Genomic DNA, 20,023 nt, shown 5'->3' with positions numbered 1-20,023 from the left:
CGCTCAGCCCGTCGGCCGCGATTTCGCCGCCAGCCGCGCGGCGGCCAGGTCCCAGCCGGCCCAGCCGCAGCTCTTGAACAGCACCGGCCCGCGCGCGTCGCGGGCTTTTGGCTGGCCGGCCACGATGTCGGCCAGCGCCGGCATGGCGTCCACGTCGAGGCCCGCCTGCAGCAGGTCGCCCGCCTCATGGCCCGCGTCGCGCGAATCGACCACGATGCGGCCCTGCGCGGCGATGGCGCGGCACAGCTCGGGCGCCAGTTCCACCATCTGCGGCGTGAAGGCGCCGACGGCGGCGATGAAGGCATCGTCACGCGGCTGGCCGCGCAGCACCACGGCGCTGGCGGGCGTGCAGGTGGCGACCAGCGGGCAATCGGCCAGCGCGGCATCGGCGTCGTCGACCACTTCGGCCCGCAAACCCAGGCGGCGTGCGTGCGCGGCCAGCGCCTCGGCACTGGCGCGGCGGCGCGAGGCGATGCGGAACTGCTTCACGCCCAGTGCGGCGGCGAACACCTCGACGTGCGCCTGTCCCTGCACGCCGGCGCCGACGATCAGCATCGGCCCCGCCAGATTCGGCGCCAGCCAGCGCGCGCCGAGCGCCGACACGGCCGCCGTGCGCCGCCCCGTCACGGTGGGGCCATCCAGGATCAGCGTGCGCGCACCGCTGGCCACGTCGAACACCGCCACGTCGCCCTGGATGGTGGGCGTGGCCGTGCCCACGTTGGCGGGCGTGAAGGTGATGAGCTTGGTCATGGCCGTGCGCGCGTCGCAGCCGGGCATGGCGAACAGGAACGCGCCCGCCGCCATGGGCAGCACGGTGCGCGGCGGCACCTGCACCGTGGGGTCGGTCAGCAGGGCTTCGATTTCATCGACCAGCGGCGCCCAGGGCAGGCGCGCGGCGGTCTGGGCGGCGTCGAGCAGGATGTTCATGCGGGGATTCTGGCGCATGGGGGCGCGGGGGTTCGTCGCTTCCTGATTCGCAGCCAGTCTCAGACCGTGTTGTGGGAGCGGGCTTGCCCGCGATCAAGCGTTCATTGCGACGAGTCGCCTCATCGCGGGCAAGCCCGTTCCCACACAGCGGATGAGGGCCGCGCGTCATCCAAGACTTCTTGATAACCAAGCATCGCCTCACATACTCCCCATATGACACATCTATAGCGCCCGACCAATAAGCGCAAGAAACACATACTCCCCTGTTTTTCAGCGGGGCTGGTCGGCGCAACGCGCGGCCGCTGTACGGGGCGCTGCCGGCTTGGGCAGGCTTCAGTCCACCGCGCCAGCGCCCAGCCGCACATCGTGCTGCAGCGCCAGCGCGGTGCGGATGCCGATGCGCAGGCCTTCGACCATCCGGTCCAGCGGCAGGCTGGGTGCGCCCTGCTCGGGCAGCATGGGCACGTGGATGAAGCCGCCGCGCGTGCCCTTCAGCCCGCGCCCCGTGGCCAAGCGGTGCATCAGCCCGTAGAACACGTGGTTGCAGACGAAGGTGCCGGCGGTCTGCGAGACCTCGGCCGGGATGCCGGCCCAGTTCATCTCGGCCTGCATGGCCTTGATGGGCAGCGTGCTGAAGTAGGCGGCGGGCGCCCCCGCGACCACGGGGGTGTCGATGGGTTGCGCACCGGCGTTGTCGGCGATGCGGGCGTCGTTCACGTTGATGGCGATGCGCTCCAGCGAGATCGCCGCGCGCGTGGCCGCCAGGCCCAGGCAGATCACCAGCGCCGGCCGGTGCGCGGCCAGCAGGGCGTTGAGGCGTTTCAGCGAATCACCGAACACCGTGGGCAGTTGCGCCGCCACCACGCGGTGGCCGCCGATCTGGCGCCGGTGCAGCGCCTGAGCGACCAGCCAGCTGGGGTTGAGCGCGTCGCCGCCGAAGGGGTCGAACCCCGTCACCAGAACGGGACGCGGCTTGTCGGGCTTGTCTGACGGGCGCGGGGTGCGGCGGGCGACTACCATTGCCACAATTTAGCGCAAGCAGTGCGCGAGGAGCATGCGATGAGATGGGAAGGCAACCGACAGTCAGACAACGTGGAAGACCGCCGCGCCGGTGGCGGGGGTGGCGGCTTCGGCTTTGGCGGCAAGAGCATCGGCATCGGCACCATCGTGATCGCGCTGCTGGCCTGGGGCGTGTTCGGCATCAACCCGCTGACGACCATCGGCGTGCTGGGTGGCGCGGGCAGCCAGGTGTCGCAGCCGGCGCCGGGCCAGGCACCACCGGCCAATGACCAGGCGGCGGCCTTCGTCTCCACCGTGCTGGCCTCGACCGAGGACGCGTGGACGCAGATCTTCCGCCAGGGCGGCGCGCAATACCGCGAGCCGCGCTTGGTGCTGTTCCGCGGTGCCACGCGCACGGCCTGCGGCATGGGGCAGTCGGCCATGGGGCCGTTCTACTGCCCGGCCGACCAGACGGTGTACCTGGACATGGAATTCTTCGAGACCCTGCAGCGCCAGCTGAACGCGCCGGGCGAGTTCGCCCGCGCCTACGTGATCGCGCACGAGGTGGGCCACCACGTGCAGACGCTGCTGGGCACCACCGGCAAGGTCGACAGCCTGCGCGGCCGCGTCAGCGAGCGCGAGAACAACGCGCTGTCGGTGCGCATGGAGTTGCAGGCCGACTGCTTTGCCGGCATCTGGGCAAACAAGTCGCAGCAGGCCAAGAACTGGCTGGAGCAGGGCGACCTTGAATCGGCCATGAACGCCGCCGCCCGGATCGGCGACGACCACCTGCAGCGCCAGCAGACCGGCATGGTGCGGCCCGACACCTTCACCCACGGCTCGAGCGCGCAGCGCCAGCGCTGGTTCGCGCAGGGCTTCAAGACGGGCAGCGTGCAGGCCTGCGATACCTTCAACGCCCAGTCGCTTTAAGCATCAAATCGGGCTTTTGCGCCGTGGATACGGCGCAAGCAGCTATTGATTGCATAGTGATCGCAACCCCTAATTCCGTCACGCACTTTTTTTGCTGCGATGCGACAATTGGGGGTTAATGACACAACCCTATTCCTCTCTCCCGCTGGCCGAGCCGCTCCAGCGCGCCGTGGCCGAGATGGGCTACGAAAACATGACGCCCATCCAGGCGCAGGCCATTCCCGTGGTGCTGGCCGGCCAGGACGTCATGGGTGCCGCGCAGACCGGCACCGGCAAGACCGCCGCCTTCTCGCTGCCGCTGCTGCAGCGCCTGCTGAAGCACGAAACCGCATCCGTGTCGCCCGCGCGCCACCCGGTGCGCGCGCTGGTGCTGCTGCCCACGCGCGAGCTGGCCGACCAGGTGGCGGGCCAGGTGAAGCAGTACGCCAAATACACGCAGCTGCGCAGCGCCGTGGTGTTCGGCGGCATGGACATGAAGCCGCAGATCGAGGAGCTGCGCAAGGGCGTCGAGGTGCTGGTGGCCACGCCCGGCCGCCTGCTGGACCACATCGAGGCCAAGACCGCGGTGCTGAACCAGGTCGAATACGTGGTGCTCGACGAGGCCGACCGCATGCTGGACATCGGCTTCCTGCCCGATCTGCAGCGCATCCTGAACTACCTGCCCAGGCAGCGCACCACGCTGCTGTTCAGCGCCACCTTCTCGCCCGAGATCAAGCGCCTGGCCGCCAGCTACCTGCAGGACCCGGTGCTGATCGAGGTGGCGCGCCCCAACGCCACCGCCTCCACCGTCGAGCAGCACTTCTACCTGCTGGACGAGGACGACAAGCGCCGCGCCATCCGCCAAGTGCTGAAGGACAAGCAGCTCGGCCAGGCCTTCGTGTTCTGCAACAGCAAGCTGGGCACCGCCCGGCTGGCCCGCGCGCTGGAGCGCGACGGCCTGAAAACCACCGCCCTGCACGGTGACAAGAGCCAGGACGAGCGCCTGAAGTCGCTCGAAGCCTTCAAGCAGGGCGAGGTCGACCTGCTGGTGGCCACCGACGTGGCCGCGCGCGGGCTCGACATCAAGGACGTGCCGGCGGTCTTCAACTACGACGTGCCCTTCCACGCCGAGGACTACGTGCACCGTATCGGCCGCACGGGCCGGGCGGGCGCCTCGGGCGTGGCCGTCACCCTGGTCACCCGGCACGACCAGCGGCTGATGGGCGAGCTGGAGAAGCTGCTCAAGACCAAGATTGAGCTGGAGCACCTGCAGTTCGAGAACGAGCGCCCGCACGGCCGCCAGAACGATGGCCGCCGCCGCTGGCGTGACGACGAGACCGGCGATGCCCGCGACGAGGTGCGCCGCGAACGTGGCGAGCGCCGCCACCCCGAGCGCCGCACCCCCGCCGCCGCGCCGGCCGATCCGTTCTTCAACCAACCCTACGAAGCGCCCGCCGAGCAGGACGAGGCGCCCGCGTGGGAGCAGAAAACCCGCCCTGCGCGCGCCGGCCTGTCGGCCAACATCAAGTCCAAGCGCAAGGTGGCGGCGCTGTTCAAGGCGCCGGAGAGCACGCCGGCCACTACGGATTGAGGAGCTGCTGGCGCCCGCTACATAAGGATTTCAGCATCATTTCGATCTGAAACCCTTTAACAGAAGGCGGAAGCAGCTATCTTTCTTGTAGTATCAGCCTTGGCCGCGATGAAGTGACAGCGCCGGGCGAACCGCCGCATCGCGGGCAAGCCCGCTCCCACAAGACCTCCCGCACGACTTACCGCCACGCATGCGTGGCCGTGTGAATCAGCAGCCCGACCAGCCCGCCCACCAGCGTGCCGTTGATGCGGATGAACTGCAGGTCGCGCCCGATGTGGCGCTCCAGCTCGTCGGTCATCTCGCGCGCGTCCCAGGCCTGCACACGCGCCACGATGTAGTGGCGGATGTCGTCGCGGTAGCGCTCGATCAGGCGCGGCGCGGCGGCCTGCAGTTCGCCATTGATCCAGCCGCGGATCTCGGCGTCGCCCGCCAGCCGCTCGCCCAGCGTCTGCGCGGCCTGGGTGATGGTGCGGCGGATGGATGAATCGCCCTGCCCCATGTCGGCCTGCAGCCAGGCCAGCAGTTCGCCCCACAGCTGGTTCACGTAGCTGCCCAGCGCGGGGTTGTCGATCAGCTCCTGCTTCAGCCGCTCGCCGCGCTGCTGCAGCGCCGCGTCGTCCTTCAGGCGGGTGACGAAGCCGTCCACCATGTCGTCAAAGCGCAGGCGCAGGCGGTGCGCCGGGTCGTCGGCCATGTCGATGATGGTCTTGGCGACGATCACCACCACCTTGCGCGTGGCCAGGCGTGCGGCCACCTGGTCGAGCCCCACGTATTTCAGCGCCTTCACCTCGCGCGCGATGGCTTCGGTGATGGTGTCCTGCACGCTGTCCTCGCCCAGCAGCCTGGCCAGTTGCACCAGCACGCCGTCCAGCAGCTCCTGGTGGCGGCGCTCGTGCGTCATGGCCTCCAGCACCTGGCCCGACAGGCGCGTGACTTCCATCTGCCGCAGCCCGCGCCGCGCCAAGTCGGCCACGAAGGCGCGCACGCGCTCGTCGTCCAGCGCGCCCACGGCCCAGCGGCCCACGTCCACCAGCCGCTCGCCCACGCGCGCGGCGTTTTGCGGCTGCGACAGCCAGGCGGCCACGCGGCCCGCGGCATCGAACTCGCGTACCTTGGCCAGCACCTGCTCGGTGGCCAGAAAATGCGTGGCGATGAACTGGCCCAGGTTGACGCCGATGCGGTCCTTGTTGGCCGGGATGATGGCGGTGTGCGGAATCGGCAGCCCCAGCGGATGGCGGAACAGCGCCACCACGGCAAACCAGTCGGCAATGGCGCCCACCATGCCGGCCTCGGCGAACGCGGCCACGTAGCCCCAGGCGGCGTGGCGCGCCTCCAATGTGGTGGCGATGGCGTAGACCACGGCCATGGTCAGCAGCAAGCCCAGCGCCAGGCGCTTCATGCCGGCGGCATCGCGCGCACGCGGGAGCAATGGGCTGGCGCTGTTCATGCGCCGCCGCCCGGCTTGCGCGCCTGCGGGCAGCGCACCTGGATCAGCTCGCGATCCCGCGCATCGGCGCCGATGCGCGCGGCACTCAGGCACCCGCCCCAGACGCAACCAGTGTCGAGCGAGATCAAATCCGGTCGCTCCAGCCAGCCCAGCGTGGACCAATGGCCGAAGGCGATCACGTCATCCGCCGTCTGCCGGCCCGGCACGTCGAACCAGGGCATGAAGCCGGGCGGCGCGCCGTCGGCGCCGCTGCTGTCCTTGGTGTCGAACTCCATGCGCCCATCGGCGGTGCACAGGCGCAGCCGCGTCAGCGCGTTGACGATCACGCGCAGCCGCGCCGTGCCCTGCAGGCCGTCGTGCCATTCGTCGGGCTGGTTGCCGTACATCTGGTGCATGAACACGTGCCAGTCGGCGCCGCGCAGCACGGTCTCCACCTCGGCGGCCAGTTGCATCGTGCGGGCCGCGCTCCACTGCGGCAGCACGCCCGCATGCACCATCAGCACGCCGCGCTCGTGCAGCGCCATGGGGCGGTGGCGCAGCCAGTCGAGCAGCGCATCGCGGTCGGGCGCGGCGAGGATGTCGCCCAGCGTGTCCGTGCGGTGCGGCCGGCGCACGCCCTGCGACACCACCAGCAGGTGCAGGTCGTGGTTGCCCAGCAGGCAGGCCGCCGCATCGCCCAGCGCCGCCATGCGCCGCAGCACGGCCAGCGATTCGGGACCGCGGTTGACCAGATCGCCCAGCAGCACCAGACGGTCACGACTGGGAGAGAAAGCGATTTCGTCGAGCAGCCGGCCCAGTGCGGTGTCGCAGCCCTGCACGTCGCCGATCAGATAAAGTGCCATGTCTTCATTTTCCACCGGCCTCGCGGCCGGCCTGCATGGACTTCCTGCTGATCGCTTTCCTGACCCTGCTCAACGGCGTGTTCGCCATGTCGGAACTGGCCATCGCCTCATCGCGCAAGGCACGGCTGGCAGCCATGGAGGAAAGCGGCGACAGCGGCGCCGGCGCGGCGATCCGGCTGATGGACCGGCCGACGCAGTTCCTCTCCACCGTGCAGGTGGGCATCACCTCCATCGGCATGCTCAACGGCATCGTCGGCGAGGCGGCCTTCAGCGGGCCGGTGGCCGAGTGGCTGGAAGGCTTCGGCATGAGCACGGGCGCGGCGTCGATCGCGGCCACCGCGCTGGTGGTGACGGTGATCACCTTCACCACCATCATCTTCGGCGAGTTGGTGCCCAAGCGCATCGGCCAGATGTTCCCCGAAACCGTGGCGCGCTGGATCGCCCAGCCCATGACCTGGCTGGCCACCGCGGCCAAGCCTTTCGTCGCCCTGCTGTCACTGTGTACGCAGGCGGTGCTGAAACTGCTGCGCATCGACGAATCGCACGGGCGTGCCGTGACCGAGGAGGAAATATCCGCCAGCCTGGAGGAAGGCGTGGATGCCGGCCTGATCGAGGAACACGAGCACCAGATGGTGCGCAACGTGTTTCACCTGGACGACCGCTCGCTGTCGTCGCTGATGGTGCCGCGCAGCGATATTGAATGGCTGGACGCGCGCGCCACCGTGGCCGAGGCGCTGGATTATGTGGCGACGCAGGGTGAGAAAGACGCGCATTCGTGGTATCCGGTATGTCGCGACGGCCTGGACGATGTGATCGGCATTATCTCGGTGGCCAAGCTGCTGGAATCGGGGCGCGAGGGCGACTCGTTGATCGGCGCCCATGTTTCGCAGGCGGCTTTCGTGCCCGAAACCCTCAGCGGCATGGAATTGCTGGAGCAATTGCGCGCCAAATCCGGCCACATGGTGTTCGTGGTGGACGAATATGGCGTGGTGCAGGGCCTGATGACGCCGCGCGATCTGCTGGAGGCGATTACCGGCGAATTGAAACCCGGCGCCCACATCGACGCCTGGGCCACGCCGCATGCCAACGGCAGCTGGCTGCTGGACGGCTTGATGCCGATCAATGAAATGAAAGCCCGGCTGGATATTGAAGACGACCTGCCACACGAGGACAAGGGCCGCTACAACACGGTGGCCGGCCTGCTGCTGGCCGAAATGGGCCGCTTGCCGGACGTGGGAGACGCGATCGAATGCGTGGGTTGGTCGTTCGTGGTGCAGGAACTGGATGGTCGACGGATCGACCTGGTGCTGGCACGCCCCCTGCTGGAAGAATCCGCGCCAACCAACTAATCACCTGCTGGATTATGTTTTTCACGCTTGAATAATGCTATATTCAGCGCACTTTCACTCGATCAATCGAACAAATCATGGCAACGTACAAGGAACTGCTCCAGCAGCAACAGGCACTGACACTGCAAATCGAAGAGGCACGCCAGCGTGAAATTGCCGATGCGGTGGCGCAGGTGCGCGGTCTGGTCAGCGAATATGGCTTGACGGCACAGGATGTATTTCCTTCCGGCCGCAGCAAATCCAGCGCAACGCGTGCGGGCGGCAAGGTGACGCCCAAATACCGCGATCCGGCCACCGGCCAGACCTGGACCGGCCGCGGCAAGGCGCCCAAGTGGATCGACGGCCAGGATCGGACCAAGTTTCTGATTGCCTGATTAACCGCCGCCGCCACATAAAAGAAAAGACGCCGCAGGGCGTCTTTTTTCGTTTCCAGCGTGGAACCCGGCGGCGGATCACCGATTCAGAGCGCCCATGGTGCGTCTTTGGCGTTACGTCTGGCCGCTGCCGTGGACCGTGGCAGGCCTGTTGGCCGCGTTGCTGGCCGGCCTTCTGGGCGCCCACTGGCAGCACCGGCTGGGCGCGCTGGAAGTGCACGGCGGTCTGCTGGCCGCCGTTTGCCGCCGGCTGCCGGCCTCGCTGCGCTTCGAGGCCATCACCCTGGGCCATGTGGTGCTGGGGCTGGACACGGCCTGCCTGGACGGTGCGCGGGCGCACGAGCAGGTGCATGTTCGCCAGTACGAACGCTGGGGCCCGCTGTTCGTGCCGCTTTACCTGGCCTCCAGCGGCTGGCAATGGCTGCGGGGCGGCTGCCCCTACCGCGACAACCATTTCGAGCGCGAGGCCTATGCGCTGGCGCCGGTCTGCCATCTCCCTGCGGCGGCCAATGACAGGGCGATGGTGGAATAATCCGCGCATTGCAAATCAAGGAACAAGTCATGGATCAGAACACGCAACAACGCATTGACGATCTGGTGAAACAGAACGACGTCGTGCTGTTCATGAAGGGCAATGCGAGCTTTCCGATGTGCGGTTTTTCCGGCCGCGCCATCCAGATCCTGAAGGCGTGCGGCGTGGAGCCGAGGGCGCTGACGACGGTGAACGTGCTGGAAGACGAAGCCGTGCGCCAGGGCATCAAGGAATACAGCAACTGGCCCACCATTCCGCAGCTTTACGTGAAGGGCGAGTTCATCGGCGGCTCGGACATCATGATGGAGATGTACGAATCGGGCGAACTGCAGCAACTGGTGGCTGGCCAAGGCTGAAGCAGCCTATCGCCACAAAAAAAACGGACGCCGCGGCGTCCGTTTTTCATTGTCGACCGGGGCCGCGAGGCCCAGCGGTCTGCGGGACAGCTTACTTGCGCAGCACCACTTCGACGCGGCGCGACGCGGCATTGGTCGCCGCCGTGCCCGAGGTTTCAGCAGGCTTCTCGAGCACCGTGCGGTCTGCCGGAATGCCGGCTGCCACCAGGGCGGCCTGCACCGCCTGCGCGCGGTTCTTCGACAGTTCGGCATTGGCGGCAGCATTGCCGGTCGGATCGTTGAAGCCAGAGATGACGGCCTTGGTATCGGCGTTGGCTTTCATGTAGTTCACCAGATCGGCGGACTTGGCGGCGAAGTCGCTGTGCACGTCGGTCTTGCCGGAGTCGAAGTAGACCTTCAGCGCAGGCACGCTGCTGGCGTCCATCAGGCTGACGACGGCTGAGCCAGTGGGCTCGTCGGCGGCAGCGGCTGCACTGGCGGCAGAGGCCGCGCCAGCGGCAGGTTCGGACGCGGCTGGCGTGATCGGCGCAGTCGCAGGGGTGGTCGTCGGAGCACTGCCGCCGAACGCGGCCACCGGGGCATCACTTGCAGCTGGTGCCGGCACCGCTGCAGGTGCCGACGCCGGGGCTGCCGGCGTCACGGGCGCATCCGTCGGCGTGCGGCTCTTGCCGCAATACGACAGCCCGAACAGCACCGCGGCGGCCGCCACCACCCACGGTAGCCACTTCATCACCCCACCGCCCGCGGCCGGCGCCGCCACGGTGGCAGCGGCCGGTGCGGCCAGCAGGCTTTGCCCCGCCGCGGCGAAGCTTGCCACCTCGGGCGGCAGGTTCGCAGGCAGGCTGCCACCGGGCGTCAGCTTGCCGACGATGGCAGGCAGCAGGTAACCGATGGCGGACGTCACGTTGTCACGGTTCACGCCCAGGCGCGCCGTGATCATCGACAGCAGGCCGCCGCTGGCGCCCAGCACGGTTTCGACCTGGCTGTTGCTCACCGGTTGTGCGCTCGGGCCACCGCCCAGCCACGACTGGATGATGGGCCCCAGGCCCGCCGCCTTGAACTTTTCCAGGAAGCCGGCCAGGCCGCCCGTGTCCCTGTTGGTCATGTAGGCCAGCAGCATCTGCGCCACCGGCAAGGCCTTGTCGCCCAGGCCGAAGCGCGCACCGGCTTCGCGGATCAAAACGTCGAACATGATTTACCTTTCTGATTGTGATGAGGGGCGCGTGTCGCGGCAGGATTTGGGGATGCACGATAAGTGAGCGCCTGCCAACGCACTTAATTCGCACGCCCGAAAATTATAGGAAGCGATGTGGCCAAACGATGTCGGCACGCTCCTACACGCCGCTTTCCGCGTAAGCGCCTGTAAACTGCCCGGCAGCCCGACCCCGCGTCGCCGTGTCTTCATGGATTTCACACAAAGCCTGCTTCTCATCGCGCTGCTGATTGCAGCCAGCGCCTTTTTCTCCGTGGCCGAGATTTCGCTCGCCGCGTCGCGCCGACTGCGCCTGCGCCAGCTGGCGGACGAAGGCAATCCGCGCGCGCTGCAGGTGCTGCACGTGCAGGAACAGCCGGGCTACTACTTCACCACGGTGCAGATCGGCATGAACGCCATCGCCATTCTGGGCGGCATCGTGGGCGAGGGGCTGCTCAGCCCCTACCTCGAGGCGCTGCTCGGCCAGTGGCTGTCGCCGCGCACGGCCACCAGCCTGGCGTTTGCCGGCTCGGTGGCGGTGGTGACGTCGATGTTCGTCGTCTTTGCCGACCTGGTACCCAAGCGCCTGAGCATGGCCCAGCCCGAACGCGTGGCGATGTGGGTGGTTGGCCCCATGGGCAAGGTGTTGGTGGCCTTCAAGCCGCTGGTGTGGCTGTACACGCGCTGCACCGACGTCATCATGCGGCTGCTGGGCCTGCCCACGCAGCGCGACGAGCGCATCACGCCCGACGACATCCTGGCGCTGGCCGAGGCCGGCACGAAGGCCGGCGTCCTCGACCGGCCTGGGCAGTTGGTGATCGAAAACGTGTTCGAGCTGGACACCCGCACCGTGACCAGCGCCATGACGCCGCGCGACCAGATCGCCTGGCTGCGCCACGACGCCAGCGACGACGACATCCGTGCGCTGATCGCGGCCGAGCCGTTCTCGACCTACCCGGTGTGCGACGGCGAGCTGGACCAGGTGCTGGGCTATGTCGACGCCAAGGACCTGTTCCAGCGCGTGCTCAGCGGCCGCCCCATCGTGCTGACCGAGGGCGGCCTGCTGCACAAGCTGGTGGTGGTGCCGGATGCGCTGAGCTTGTCCGAGGTGCTGCACCAGTTCCGCCAGCAGCACGAGGACTTCGCGCTCATCGTCAACGAATACAGCACGGTGGTGGGCGTGGTGACGCTGAACGACGTGATGAGCACGGTGATGGGCGAGCTGGTGACGCCCGAGGACGAGGATCTGATCGTGCGGCGCGACGACGGCTCGTGGCTGATCGACGGCCACACGCCGATGCAGGACGTGCAGCGCGCGCTGGCGCTGGACGATCTGCCGAGCGCCGGCGATTACGACACGCTGGCGGGCTTTCTGATGGTGATGCTGCGCCGCGTGCCGCGCCGCACCGACCATGTGGTGTGGAGCGGCCACCGATTCGAGGTGATGGACGTGGACAACTACCGCATCGACCAGGTGCTGGTGACGCGCGAGGCGGCGGGTTGATCAAACTGCGTCGTCAAAAAACAATAGCTGCTTGCGCTTGTCACAAGCCAATTTCAGGTAGATTAATATCTGAAACGCTTATATATCAAGCGCAAGCAGCTACTTATTAGATAGCATTCAACGTGACGTCCAACGCCCTCAACCCGCGAACGTCCAGCGCTTCTGTGCCCCGAACACCGCGTTGGGATACGGCGACTTGCCGCGCGAGCCGTTGTAGCGGCCCAGCGCCATGAACAGGTCGCCGCGCTCGCGGTCCAGGTAGTGGCGCAGGATCACGCAGCCGAAGCGCAGGTTGGTCTGCATGTGAAACAGCTTGCCCGGGTCGCCGTCGCCGATCACGCGCGTCCAGAACGGCATCACCTGCATGTAGCCGCGCGCGCCCACGCTGGACACAGCGAACTTGCGGAACGCGCTTTCCACCTGGATCAGGCCCAGCACCAGCGAGGTGTCCAGCCCCGCGCGGCGCGTTTCGTACCACACCGTCTGCAAAAACTCGATGCGCGTGTTGAAGTCGCGCTTGCGGCTGTACAGCCGGTCGCTCATGGCCGACAGCCAGCGCAGGTACGACAGCCGCGCCTCGGTGGTCGCGAAGGTGGGCACTGGCGGTGCGCTGTTGGCGATGGCCGAGCTGAGCGCGCCACGCACCGAATCGGCCAGCGGCTCCTCCAACTGGCCGCCGGCCTGCGCGCGCTCTTGAAACGCAAGCGCCCCGGGCAGCACCAGCAAGCCCTGCAGGCACTTTCTTCGATCAACGCAGGCATCGCGCGCAGGCCGCGCCGCGGGCGCGGTCATGCCGCCAGCTTGCCCTTCACGAAGGCGGCGATCTCGCCCGCCGGCACCTTGGTGGCGGCTTCGTCGCGGCGGTGCTGGTATTCGATCTGGCCTTCCTTCAGGCTCTTGTCGCCAATCGTCACGCGGTGCGGCACGCCGATCAGCTCCCAGTCGGCGAACATCGCGCCGGGGCGCTCGCCGCGGTCATCCAGCATCACGTCGACGCCGGCGGCCAGCAGGTCGGCGTACAGGCTTTCGGCAGCCTGCTTCACCGCCTCGCTGCGGTCCATGCCCACGGGGCAGATCACCACCGTGAACGGCGCGATCGCATCGGGCCAGATGATGCCCTTGGCATCGTGGTTCTGTTCGATCGCCGCCGCCGGCAGGCGCGTGATGCCGATGCCGTAGCAGCCCATCTCGAAGGGCTTGGGCTTGCCGTCCTCGTCGAGAAAGGTGGCGTTCATCGCCGCGCTGTACTTCGTGCCCAGGTAGAACACGTGGCCGATCTCGATGCCGCGCTCGATCGCCAGCTGGCCCTTGCCGTCGGGCGACGCATCGCCCGCCACCACGTTGCGCAGGTCGGCCACCTGGTCGGGCTCGGGCAGGTCGCGCCCCCAGTTGACGCCGGTGATGTGGAAGTCCTCCTCGTTGGCACCGCAGACCCAGTCGGCCATCACGGCCACCTCGCGGTCGGCCACGATCTTCACGGGTTTCTTCAGGCCGATGGGGCCCAGGTAACCGGGCTTGGTGCCGAAGTGCTCCATGATTTCGGGCACGGTGGCGAACCGGAAGCCCTGGTCGAGCCCCGGCACCTTACCCACCTTGACCTCGTTCATGTCGTGGTCGCCGCGCAGCAGCAGCAGCCAGACCTGGGTCTTGGCCGCTTCGCCCGCTTCGTTCAGCTCGTCGGTGGCCAGCACCAGCGACTTGACGGTGGTGTTCAGCGGCAGCTTCAGCAACTCGGCCACGTCGGCGCATGTCGCCTTGCCGGGCGTCGGCGTCCTGGTCATGGGCTGCACGGCGGCGGGGCGCGGGCCGGCAGGCGCCAGCGCTTCGGCTTTCTCCATGTTGGCGGCGTAGTCGCTGCAGGTGGCGTAGACGATGGCGTCCTCGCCGGTCGCGGCAATGACCTGGAACTCCTCGCTCAGGTCGCCGCCGATGGCGCCCGAGTCGGCGGCCACGGCGCGATAGGTCAGGCCGAAGCGGTCGAAGATGGCGCGGTAGGCCTGCGCCATCACCTGGTAGCTCTTCTTGGCACCGGCTTCGTCGCGGTCGAAGCTGTAGGCGTCCTTCATGATGAACTCGCGCCCGCGCATCAGGCCGAAGCGCGGCCGACGCTCGTCGCGGAACTTGGTCTGGATCTGGTACAGGTTCTTCGGCAACTGCTTGTAGCTGCGGAAGTCCTGGCGCGCGATGTCGGTCACCGCCTCCTCACTGGTTGGCTGGATGACGAAATCGCGCTCGTGCCGGTCTTTCACGCGCAGCAGTTCGGGCCCCATGGACTGGAAGCGGCCCGTCTCGCTCCACAGCTCGGCCGGCTGCACCACCGGCATGGTGCATTCGATGGCGCCGGCGCGGTTCATTTCCTCGCGCACGATGGCCTCGACCTTGCGGATCACGCGCAGACCCATGGGCATGTAGGTGTAGATGCCGGCGGACAGGCGCTTGATCATGCCGGCGCGCATCATCAACTGGTGGCTGACCACTTCAGCGTCGGCCGGCGCTTCTTTCAGCGTGGAGATAAGGAACTGGGAGGCTTTCATCGGGACAGCGGCGTGAAGGCCACGCCAAGCTTGGGGGTTTGTGCCCACTTGCCGCGCAGGGGGCGCCGTGCATAATGGACCCAACTTATCAAAATTTGGGGTTAGATTATGCTCGACCGGGAAGGCTTTCGCCCGAACGTCGGCATCATCCTGCTCAACCAGAAAAATCAGGTATTTTGGGGCAGGCGCATTCGCACCCATTCCTGGCAGTTCCCGCAAGGCGGCATCGATCGTGGCGAATCGCCCGAACAGGCCATGTACCGCGAACTGCACGAGGAAGTCGGCCTTCAGCCGGAGCACGTGCGCATCGTGGCCCGAACCCGCGACTGGTTGCGCTACGAGGTGCCAGACCGGTTCATCCGCCGTGACGCGCGCGGACACTACAAAGGCCAGAAACAGATCTGGTATCTGCTGCAACTGATGGCGCACGACTGGCAGCTCAACCTGCGCGCCACCAGCCACCCCGAGTTCGACGCCTGGCGCTGGAACGATTACTGGGTGCCGCTGGATGTCGTCGTCGAATTCAAACGTGGCGTGTACGAGATGGCGCTGACCGAACTGGCGCGTTTTCTGCCGCGCCAGGAGCACCGCAATCGCTACCTGCGCGGCGGCATGCGCCCACGCGATGGCGGCGACATGCCACCCATCCACACGCAGGAGCGCCACCACGAGCGACGCGGCCCGCCGCCCGTGGCATTGCCGCCGGGTGCGACGCTGGAAGCCGTGCCGCGAGCGCCCTTCGGCCCGCGCGAAGAATCATGAGTCGCCTGGCCAAACGTTGGCACGGGTGTGCATCCCCGCTCCTGGCGGCAATCGCCCTGCTCGTCAGCGCCGCCGCCCACGCCCAATATGCCGATCTGGATCGTGCGGACTGGAAGGAAGATGCCGCTCCGCCGCCACCCGTCTACAGCACGAGCCGGCTGATCGACATCGAGATGCCGCGCAGTGCCACGGTGCGCATGGGGATCGACCCGGAAACCATCACCATCAACCACGACACCGGCATCGTCCGCTACGTGGCGGTGGCACGCGGGCCGTCGGCCGTCAACGCCACGTACGAAGGTATTCGCTGTGCCACGGGCGAATACCGCGTCTACGCCCGCCAGGTGCAAGGCAACCCCTGGACGCCCAGCGGCGAGAACGACTGGAAAAGCATGCGCGGCCAAACCAGCGTGATGGTGCAGCACCCCTACCGGCTGGCGCGCGACGGCATGTGCATCGGCACCGGCGTGCGCCAGACGGTGGCCGACATGGTGCGCGAGCTGAAATCGGGCAACCGCTCGCTGTACTACTGAGTCGGGGCGGCGGCGCGCTGACGCCGCATCAGCGCGACAGCACCATGTTGTCGCGGTGCACCATCTCCGGCTCGGCCATGTAACCCAGCAACGTGGGAATCTCTGCCGATGGCTTGCGGCACAGCAGGCGTGCTTCGGCGCTCGAATAATTGGCCAGCCCGCGCGCCACCTCTGCACCGGCCGCATCGCGGATCGCCACCACGTCACCGCGCGCGAACACGCCCTCCACCTGCGTCATGCCGATGGGCAGCAGGCTGGTGCCGGCGCTGCGCAGTTTGGCCACCGCACCATCGTCAACCACCAGCGCGCCGCGTAATTGCAGGTGATCGGCGATCCATTGCTTGCGTGCCTGCATCTTCTGCGTCGGTGCCACCAGCAGCGTGCCGATGCGCTCGCCCGCCGCCAGGCGCAGCAGGACGTCCGGCTCGCGCCCCCAGGCGATGACCGTGGAGGCGCCCGATCCCGCCGCCCGCTTGGCGGCCAGGATCTTGGTCAGCATGCCGCCCTTGCCGATGCTGGAGCCTGCGCCGCCGGCCATGCGCTCCAGCGCCAGATCGCCGGCACGCGCCTCGTGCACGAACTCGGCCCCGGGGTTGGCCCGCGGATCGGCCGTGTACAGCCCCTTCTGGTCGGTCAGGATGACCAGCAGATCAGCCTCGATCAGGTTGGCCACCAGCGCGCCCAGCGTGTCGTTGTCGCCCACCTTGATCTCGTCGGTGACGACGGTGTCGTTCTCGTTGATGACCGGCAGCACCTGGTATTCGAGCAGCGTGAGCAAGGTGGTGCGCGCGTTCAGGTAGCGCTCGCGATCAGCCAGGTCGGCGTGGGTGAGCAGCACCTGAGCGCTGCGCAGGCCCTGCTCGCGCAGTTTCGTCTCGTACATCTGCGCCAGGCCCATCTGGCCCACGGCGGCGGCGGCCTGCAGTTCGTTCACCTCTTTCGGGCGTTGCGCCCAGCCCAGGCGCTTCATGCCCTCAGCGATGGCGCCGCTGGACACCATCACGACCTCGCGGTGCGTGCCGGGCTCCCGCGCCAGCAGCGCCATCTGGCGACACCATTCGCCAATGGCCGCCTCGTCCAGACCGCGTCCCTCGTTGGTGACCAGGCTGGAGCCCACCTTGATGACGACACGGCGCGCCTCGCGCAACACGTCGGAAATGGATTTATTGGTCATTTCGGGCCTCAGCGCCTATGTAGAAAGCGCAGGCAGCTATTATTATTGAAGCAATCAATCATCGAAACGGGGATCGCGCGGCCCATCCGGCGCGCTGGCCACCTGCTCGCTTTGCACGTGGCGATAGATCGCCTGGACCAACGACTCGCACCCCTCGCGCGTCAGCGCCGATATCTCGAACACCGGGCCCTTCCAGCGCAGGCGCTTGATGAAGTCTTTCACGCGCGCGGCACGTTCGTACTCGGGCACCATGTCGAGCTTGTTCAGCACCAGCCAGCGTGGCTTGTCGTACAGTGCCTTGTCGTACTTCTTCAGTTCCGCGACGATGGCCTTGGCTTGCGCGACGGGGTCGACCCCCTCGTCGAACGGTGCGATGTCGACGATGTGCAGCAGCAGCCGCGTGCGCTGCAGGTGGCGCAGGAACAGATGCCCCAGGCCGGCGCCTTCGGAGGCCCCCTCGATCAGGCCGGGGATGTCGGCCACCACAAAGCTCTGTTCAGGCCCCACACGCACCACGCCCAGGTTGGGGTGCAGCGTCGTGAACGGATAGTCCGCAATCTTGGGCCGCGCATTGCTGACCGCTGCGATGAAAGTGGACTTGCCCGCATTGGGCATGCCCAGCAGGCCGACGTCGGCCAGCACCTTCAGCTCGAGCTTCAGGCTCTTCTTTTCGCCCGGCCAGCCGGGGGTCTTCTGGCGCGGCGCGCGGTTGATCGAGCTCTTGAAACGCAGGTTGCCGAAACCGCCATCGCCGCCCTTGGCGATCATGATCTTCTCTCCCGGGTGCAGCAGTTCGTACAGCACCTCGCCCGTTTCGGCATCGGTGATGATGGTGCCGACCGGCATCTTCAGCGTGATGTCGTCGCCCGCGGCGCCGAACATGTCGGAACCCATGCCGTGCTGGCCGCGCTTGGCCTCGTGCCGGCGCGCGTAGCGAAAATCGACCAGGGTGTTGAGGTTCGGATCGGCCAGCGCGAACACGTGGCCGCCCCGACCACCATCGCCGCCGTTGGGACCGCCGAATTCCTTGTACTTCTCGTGGCGGAACGACACGCAGCCATTGCCGCCATCGCCAGCGGCGATGTCGATGAAGGCTTCGTCGACGAATTTCATGGTGCGTTCAGTGTAGTGGTCGACTCAGAAACAACGAAGCCCCGCGCGGGCGGGGCTTCTCGGGTCAAGCCGCCGGGCCCTTTCAGGCCGCAGCTGGGGTGACCTGCACCACGTGCTTGTTCAGCGCGCCCTTGGTGGCAAACGACACCTGGCCGTCGACCAGTGCGAACAGGGTGTGGTCCTTGCCCACGCCCACGTTGCTGCCGGCGTGGAACTTGGTGCCGCGCTGGCGCACGATGATGGATCCGGCGCTGACGGTCTGGCCGCCGAACACCTTCACGCCCAGCATCTTGGGCTTGGAATCGCGACCGTTTCGCGTGGAGCCGCCGCCTTTTTTCTGTGCCATGGTGTGTTACTCCTTGGACTTGCCGGCGCCGTTGATGGTGCCGATCTCGAGTTCGGTATAGCCTTGGCGATGCCCTTGGCGCTTCTGGTAGTGCTTGCGGCGGCGCATCTTGAAGATGCGCACCTTGTCGTGCTTGCCGTGGCTGACCACCTTGGCAACGACGGAGGCACCGGACACCAGGGGCGCACCGATCGACAGGTCGCTGCCATTGCCGACAGCCAGAACCTCGTCGAAGGTGATTTCCTGGCCAACGTCCGCAGCAATCTGTTCTACTTTGATCTTCTCGCCGGCGGCCACGCGATACTGCTTGCCACCGGTTTTTATGACCGCGTACATAGTGAAATCCTTGTTCGGAAAATGTTCTGCCGAACGGATTTCCGGCAGAACCGCGCATTATAACGATCAGCCCGCGCGTTGGCAAACAAGCCCATCTCGCATCGGCAGCAGACCATGGCGAAACCTATAATCCTACAATCGCCCGCGCGCATGGATCGCCCAGGCGCCGTCCAGCCGCCTCTAGCTTTGACTCCTCTTGTCCTCTCCTAACACCCCCACCAACCGCGCCCTGGCCCTGGCCGCCGACGACATGCGCGAGGTCGACGCCACCATCGTGCGCCGACTTGACTCGGAAGTGCCCCTGGTAGGCCAGGTAGCGCACTACATCATTTCCTCAGGTGGCAAACGGCTGCGCCCTGTGTTGCTGGTACTGACCTGCAACGCCCTGGGTTGCCAGCACCCACAGCGCCACAACCTCGCTGCCGTGGTGGAGTTCATCCACACGGCCACCCTGCTGCACGACGATGTGGTGGACGAGTCGACGTTGCGGCGCGGTCGATCGACGGCCAATGAAGTGTTCGGCAACCCTGCCAGCGTCCTGGTGGGCGACTTCCTGTATTCGCGCGCCTTCCAGATGATGGTGGAAAGCCAGAACATGCGCATCATGCAGGTTCTGGCCAACGCCACCAACGTGATCGCCGAAGGCGAAGTGCTGCAGTTGATGAACATGCACGACGCTTCGCTCGACGAGGCGGGCTATCTGCGCGTGATCCGCTCCAAGACGGCCAAATTGTTCGAGGCCAGTTGCCGCATCGCCGCCATCCTGGCGGACAGCCCGCCTGATCTGGAAGAGGCCTGCGCTGAATACGGGCAGTCGCTGGGCACCGCCTTCCAGGTCATCGACGATGTGCTCGACTACGATGGCGACGCTGCCGAAATGGGCAAGAACCTCGGCGACGATCTGCGCGAGGGCAAGGCCACCCTGCCCCTGATTCTGGCGATGAAACTCGGCACGCCGGAAGAAGCCCAGGTGGTGCGCCAAGCCATCGAGACAGGCAGCACCACCGAATTGCCGCGCATCGTGGACATCGTGCGGCTTACCGGCGCTCTGGAACGCACCCGTGTTGCAGCCGCGGCACAGGCAGAACGCGCAGTCGCTGCGGCACGCGCGTTGCCCACCAATGAATTCACCAACAGTTTGATAGAATTGGCGGCTCAGCTATTGCAGCGGCGCTCGTGAAACCCATCAGGGTCGGGCACCAT

The 20,023-nt window shown here is 66.9% G+C and carries 21 protein-coding genes; 10 read left to right on the top strand and 11 right to left on the bottom strand.

Annotation, left to right across the window (positions count from 1 at the left end; translation table 11 throughout):
* Positions 1-3: 3 nt before the first annotated feature.
* Together ACFSCU_RS07770 and pcp are read right to left on the bottom strand one after the other, a co-directional pair.
* Positions 4-927, bottom strand: a complete 924-nt coding sequence (locus ACFSCU_RS07770) for a delta(1)-pyrroline-2-carboxylate reductase family protein (RefSeq protein WP_180551699.1) — start codon at positions 925-927, stop codon at positions 4-6.
* A 333-nt stretch (positions 928-1,260) separates the two neighbouring features.
* The gene (gene pcp, locus ACFSCU_RS07765) at positions 1,261-1,947 is read right to left on the bottom strand and encodes a pyroglutamyl-peptidase I (protein WP_377560333.1); all 687 of its coding nucleotides are present in this window, start codon (positions 1,945-1,947) and stop codon (positions 1,261-1,263) included.
* Between the two features lie 39 nt (positions 1,948-1,986).
* On the opposite strand from pcp, the gene ypfJ reads away from it, so the two are divergent.
* On the top strand, positions 1,987-2,856 hold the full coding sequence (ypfJ, locus tag ACFSCU_RS07760) for a KPN_02809 family neutral zinc metallopeptidase (RefSeq protein ID WP_180549880.1): 870 nt from the start codon (positions 1,987-1,989) through the stop codon (positions 2,854-2,856).
* A gap of 118 nt (positions 2,857-2,974) precedes the next feature.
* A complete protein-coding gene (locus ACFSCU_RS07755) occupies positions 2,975-4,426 on the top strand; it encodes a DEAD/DEAH box helicase (RefSeq protein ID WP_377560332.1) in 1,452 nt (483 codons plus the stop codon).
* A 178-nt stretch (positions 4,427-4,604) separates the two neighbouring features.
* Here ACFSCU_RS07755 and ACFSCU_RS07750 read toward each other — a convergent pair whose 3' ends face one another.
* Both ACFSCU_RS07750 and ACFSCU_RS07745 read right to left on the bottom strand, forming a co-directional pair.
* Complete coding sequence (locus ACFSCU_RS07750; RefSeq protein WP_257645645.1) at positions 4,605-5,873, bottom strand: DUF445 domain-containing protein; 1,269 nt, start codon at positions 5,871-5,873, stop codon at positions 4,605-4,607.
* A complete protein-coding gene (locus ACFSCU_RS07745; RefSeq protein ID WP_180549881.1) occupies positions 5,870-6,715 on the bottom strand; it encodes a symmetrical bis(5'-nucleosyl)-tetraphosphatase in 846 nt (281 codons plus the stop codon). The genes ACFSCU_RS07750 and ACFSCU_RS07745 overlap by 4 nt, the downstream gene beginning before the upstream one ends.
* A 35-nt stretch (positions 6,716-6,750) precedes the next feature.
* On the opposite strand from ACFSCU_RS07745, the gene ACFSCU_RS07740 reads away from it, so the two are divergent.
* From ACFSCU_RS07740 to grxD, 4 genes are all read left to right on the top strand, one after another.
* Entirely contained in the window at positions 6,751-8,064 is a 1,314-nt protein-coding gene (locus tag ACFSCU_RS07740) for a hemolysin family protein (RefSeq protein WP_180549882.1), read from the top strand.
* Positions 8,065-8,141: 77 nt separating this feature from the next.
* Positions 8,142-8,438, top strand: a complete 297-nt coding sequence (locus tag ACFSCU_RS07735) for an H-NS histone family protein (RefSeq protein ID WP_180549883.1) — start codon at positions 8,142-8,144, stop codon at positions 8,436-8,438.
* A gap of 97 nt (positions 8,439-8,535) precedes the next feature.
* The gene (locus ACFSCU_RS07730) at positions 8,536-8,970 is read left to right on the top strand and encodes a signal peptide prediction (protein WP_377560330.1); all 435 of its coding nucleotides are present in this window, start codon (positions 8,536-8,538) and stop codon (positions 8,968-8,970) included.
* Positions 8,971-8,999: 29 nt separating this feature from the next.
* A complete protein-coding gene (gene grxD, locus ACFSCU_RS07725) occupies positions 9,000-9,326 on the top strand; it encodes a Grx4 family monothiol glutaredoxin (protein WP_180549885.1) in 327 nt (108 codons plus the stop codon).
* Between the two features lie 91 nt (positions 9,327-9,417).
* Here the strand turns inward: grxD and ACFSCU_RS07720 are convergent, their stop codons facing one another.
* The gene (locus tag ACFSCU_RS07720) at positions 9,418-10,518 is read right to left on the bottom strand and encodes a YidB family protein (protein ID WP_180549886.1); all 1,101 of its coding nucleotides are present in this window, start codon (positions 10,516-10,518) and stop codon (positions 9,418-9,420) included.
* Positions 10,519-10,729: 211 nt separating this feature from the next.
* Between ACFSCU_RS07720 and paeA the strand changes: the two genes are divergently transcribed.
* Positions 10,730-12,022, top strand: a complete 1,293-nt coding sequence (paeA, locus tag ACFSCU_RS07715) for a polyamine export protein PaeA (protein WP_180549887.1) — start codon at positions 10,730-10,732, stop codon at positions 12,020-12,022.
* A gap of 138 nt (positions 12,023-12,160) precedes the next feature.
* Here the strand turns inward: paeA and ACFSCU_RS07710 are convergent, their stop codons facing one another.
* Positions 12,161-12,814, bottom strand: coding sequence for a lytic transglycosylase domain-containing protein (locus tag ACFSCU_RS07710; protein WP_180549888.1), 654 nt, complete (start codon positions 12,812-12,814; stop codon positions 12,161-12,163).
* Complete coding sequence (locus ACFSCU_RS07705; RefSeq protein ID WP_377560328.1) at positions 12,811-14,556, bottom strand: proline--tRNA ligase; 1,746 nt, start codon at positions 14,554-14,556, stop codon at positions 12,811-12,813. Before ACFSCU_RS07705 ends, ACFSCU_RS07710 begins: the two co-directional genes overlap by 4 nt.
* Positions 14,557-14,664: 108 nt before the next feature.
* On the opposite strand from ACFSCU_RS07705, the gene ACFSCU_RS07700 reads away from it, so the two are divergent.
* A complete protein-coding gene (locus tag ACFSCU_RS07700) occupies positions 14,665-15,318 on the top strand; it encodes an RNA pyrophosphohydrolase (RefSeq protein ID WP_180549889.1) in 654 nt (217 codons plus the stop codon).
* On the top strand, positions 15,315-15,851 hold the full coding sequence (locus ACFSCU_RS07695; protein ID WP_377560326.1) for a CNP1-like family protein: 537 nt from the start codon (positions 15,315-15,317) through the stop codon (positions 15,849-15,851). Before ACFSCU_RS07700 ends, ACFSCU_RS07695 begins: the two co-directional genes overlap by 4 nt.
* Positions 15,852-15,879: 28 nt before the next feature.
* Here ACFSCU_RS07695 and proB read toward each other — a convergent pair whose 3' ends face one another.
* From proB to rplU, 4 genes are all read right to left on the bottom strand, one after another.
* Positions 15,880-17,025, bottom strand: a complete 1,146-nt coding sequence (gene proB / locus ACFSCU_RS07690; protein WP_180549892.1) for a glutamate 5-kinase — start codon at positions 17,023-17,025, stop codon at positions 15,880-15,882.
* Between the two features lie 54 nt (positions 17,026-17,079).
* A complete protein-coding gene (cgtA, locus tag ACFSCU_RS07685; protein ID WP_377560325.1) occupies positions 17,080-18,138 on the bottom strand; it encodes an Obg family GTPase CgtA in 1,059 nt (352 codons plus the stop codon).
* Between the two features lie 82 nt (positions 18,139-18,220).
* On the bottom strand, positions 18,221-18,484 hold the full coding sequence (gene rpmA / locus ACFSCU_RS07680) for a 50S ribosomal protein L27 (RefSeq protein ID WP_333706680.1): 264 nt from the start codon (positions 18,482-18,484) through the stop codon (positions 18,221-18,223).
* A gap of 6 nt (positions 18,485-18,490) precedes the next feature.
* A complete protein-coding gene (gene rplU / locus ACFSCU_RS07675) occupies positions 18,491-18,820 on the bottom strand; it encodes a 50S ribosomal protein L21 (protein WP_180549893.1) in 330 nt (109 codons plus the stop codon).
* Between the two features lie 250 nt (positions 18,821-19,070).
* On the opposite strand from rplU, the gene ACFSCU_RS07670 reads away from it, so the two are divergent.
* A complete protein-coding gene (locus tag ACFSCU_RS07670) occupies positions 19,071-20,000 on the top strand; it encodes a polyprenyl synthetase family protein (protein WP_180549894.1) in 930 nt (309 codons plus the stop codon).
* Positions 20,001-20,023 lie beyond the last annotated feature (23 nt).

It is taken from the genome of Ottowia beijingensis (genome assembly GCF_042680925.1).
In the GTDB taxonomy this organism is placed as follows: Bacteria; Pseudomonadota; Gammaproteobacteria; order Burkholderiales; family Burkholderiaceae_C; genus Ottowia; species Ottowia beijingensis.
The sequence above is the reverse complement of the archived record's forward strand: the minus strand, read 5'-3'. Positions and strand labels throughout refer to the sequence as shown.

Excerpts from the sequence above, each read along its gene's own strand:
- ACFSCU_RS07770 (WP_180551699.1), bottom strand. The coding sequence starts at position 927 with ATGAACATCCTGCTCGACGCCGCCCAGACCGCCGCGCGCCTGCCCTGG.
- pcp (WP_377560333.1), bottom strand. The coding sequence starts at position 1,947 with ATGGTAGTCGCCCGCCGCACCCCGCGCCCGTCAGACAAGCCCGACAAG.
- ypfJ (WP_180549880.1), top strand. The coding sequence starts at position 1,987 with ATGAGATGGGAAGGCAACCGACAGTCAGACAACGTGGAAGACCGCCGC.
- ACFSCU_RS07755 (WP_377560332.1), top strand. The coding sequence starts at position 2,975 with ATGACACAACCCTATTCCTCTCTCCCGCTGGCCGAGCCGCTCCAGCGC.
- ACFSCU_RS07750 (WP_257645645.1), bottom strand. The coding sequence starts at position 5,873 with ATGAACAGCGCCAGCCCATTGCTCCCGCGTGCGCGCGATGCCGCCGGC.
- ACFSCU_RS07745 (WP_180549881.1), bottom strand. The coding sequence starts at position 6,715 with ATGGCACTTTATCTGATCGGCGACGTGCAGGGCTGCGACACCGCACTG.
- ACFSCU_RS07740 (WP_180549882.1), top strand. The coding sequence starts at position 6,751 with ATGGACTTCCTGCTGATCGCTTTCCTGACCCTGCTCAACGGCGTGTTC.
- ACFSCU_RS07735 (WP_180549883.1), top strand. The coding sequence starts at position 8,142 with ATGGCAACGTACAAGGAACTGCTCCAGCAGCAACAGGCACTGACACTG.
- ACFSCU_RS07730 (WP_377560330.1), top strand. The coding sequence starts at position 8,536 with ATGGTGCGTCTTTGGCGTTACGTCTGGCCGCTGCCGTGGACCGTGGCA.
- grxD (WP_180549885.1), top strand. The coding sequence starts at position 9,000 with ATGGATCAGAACACGCAACAACGCATTGACGATCTGGTGAAACAGAAC.
- ACFSCU_RS07720 (WP_180549886.1), bottom strand. The coding sequence starts at position 10,518 with ATGTTCGACGTTTTGATCCGCGAAGCCGGTGCGCGCTTCGGCCTGGGC.
- paeA (WP_180549887.1), top strand. The coding sequence starts at position 10,730 with ATGGATTTCACACAAAGCCTGCTTCTCATCGCGCTGCTGATTGCAGCC.
- ACFSCU_RS07710 (WP_180549888.1), bottom strand. The coding sequence starts at position 12,814 with ATGACCGCGCCCGCGGCGCGGCCTGCGCGCGATGCCTGCGTTGATCGA.
- ACFSCU_RS07705 (WP_377560328.1), bottom strand. The coding sequence starts at position 14,556 with ATGAAAGCCTCCCAGTTCCTTATCTCCACGCTGAAAGAAGCGCCGGCC.
- ACFSCU_RS07700 (WP_180549889.1), top strand. The coding sequence starts at position 14,665 with ATGCTCGACCGGGAAGGCTTTCGCCCGAACGTCGGCATCATCCTGCTC.
- ACFSCU_RS07695 (WP_377560326.1), top strand. The coding sequence starts at position 15,315 with ATGAGTCGCCTGGCCAAACGTTGGCACGGGTGTGCATCCCCGCTCCTG.
- proB (WP_180549892.1), bottom strand. The coding sequence starts at position 17,025 with ATGACCAATAAATCCATTTCCGACGTGTTGCGCGAGGCGCGCCGTGTC.
- cgtA (WP_377560325.1), bottom strand. The coding sequence starts at position 18,138 with ATGAAATTCGTCGACGAAGCCTTCATCGACATCGCCGCTGGCGATGGC.
- rpmA (WP_333706680.1), bottom strand. The coding sequence starts at position 18,484 with ATGGCACAGAAAAAAGGCGGCGGCTCCACGCGAAACGGTCGCGATTCC.
- rplU (WP_180549893.1), bottom strand. The coding sequence starts at position 18,820 with ATGTACGCGGTCATAAAAACCGGTGGCAAGCAGTATCGCGTGGCCGCC.
- ACFSCU_RS07670 (WP_180549894.1), top strand. The coding sequence starts at position 19,071 with ATGCGCGAGGTCGACGCCACCATCGTGCGCCGACTTGACTCGGAAGTG.